Annotated in this window: 1 protein-coding gene; it reads right to left on the minus strand. The window is 63.3% G+C overall.

Features of this window, described 5'->3' with window-relative positions; all coding sequences use genetic code 11:
- Positions 1-143: 143 nt before the first annotated feature.
- Complete coding sequence (locus EOC94_RS33325) at positions 144-1,130, minus strand: IS5 family transposase (protein WP_126103272.1); 987 nt, start codon at positions 1,128-1,130, stop codon at positions 144-146.
- Positions 1,131-1,193 lie beyond the last annotated feature (63 nt).

The raw sequence follows: 1,193 nt of genomic DNA on the forward strand, positions 1-1,193 counted from the left end.
GAGGGCTTTGCACGGGGAGCGAAGTGGAGTTCGGTGGTCAGTGGGGGCCTTTTTGAAGGCCGGCAGAGCGGTTTTCCGCGGCCCTTGCGAGGCCTTTGTCGGTTTAGGCAGCCATCCTGCCGGATTGTGGACGCACTCCTCCCTCATGTCCGCCTCTCATCGGGTGGATAGAGGACGCCAATCATGGTGCGCAGATTGTAAGCGCAGGCGGCCAGTATGCACTGCGTGCGGTTGGTGGCGAGGTTGAAGAAGCGCAGGCGTCGCATGCCGTAACGCTCCTTGAACACGGCGAAAGGCCGCTCCACTGCCGCCCGCACCTTGGCGATCAGCCGGTTGCGCAGCTTGTGGCGCGGCGGCAACTCGGGGTGATGCTTGTTGGGCCGCCGCATCAGCCGGTCCTTAATGTTGGCGGCGGCGAGCCGGGCATGGCGGGCGTGGGTGTAATAGGCTTGATCGCCATAGGCCGCCTTCTCGTCGCCGCAGATCAACTGGTCGGCCGGCTCGGTGTCGGTGACCGAGGCGTCGCTCGCCTCGACACGCCGGATCAAGGTGTGCTCCTGGTCGACGCCGATGTGCATCTTGTAGCCGAAGGTGCTCTTCTTGCCCTTCTTGCCCCAACGCGCATCCTTGTCGGCCGACGGCTTGACCGGACCTTGGTGGCCCTTTTTCGGCTGCTTGGGCGGACGGCCACGAGCCTGCAGGAACGTGGCATCGACCAAGGTGCCGCGCTTGACGATCAGGCCCTTCTCCTCCAGCTGACGGTTGATCTCCTCAAAGACCTTGTCGATCAGTCGCTCACGCGTCAGCTCCTCGCGGAAGCGCCACAGTGTCGAATGGTCGGGCGTGCGGTCCGAAAGGCTGAAACCGGCAAAGCGGCGGAACGACAATCGGTCCCGGATCTGCGCCTCAAGCGCCGGATCGCTCAGCCCATGCCACATGCCCAGCAAAAGACAGCGCACCAGCGGTTCCGCCGGATAGCTGGTGTTGCCCGAGCCAGGACCGCTGCGCTGACCCAGCAATGTTCGGATCGGCGCCCAGTCCAGTTCCTTCGATACTAGGTCGAAAATCGTCTCATCCGACGCCGCCAGACCGTCCGCCAGACTCAACTGACCCAAAACACGATCCGCCATCCCGAATCTCCCTGCTCCAACCTTCACCACAGAATCACCGTTCGGCTTCTGTGCAAAGGTCTC

This window comes from Mesorhizobium sp. M6A.T.Ce.TU.016.01.1.1 (assembly GCF_003997065.1).
Lineage (GTDB): Bacteria > Pseudomonadota > Alphaproteobacteria > Rhizobiales > Rhizobiaceae > Mesorhizobium > Mesorhizobium mediterraneum.

Coding starts and splice junctions, on each gene's coding strand:
- EOC94_RS33325 (WP_126103272.1), bottom strand. CDS start 1,130: ATGGCGGATCGTGTTTTGGGTCAGTTGAGTCTGGCGGACGGTCTGGCG.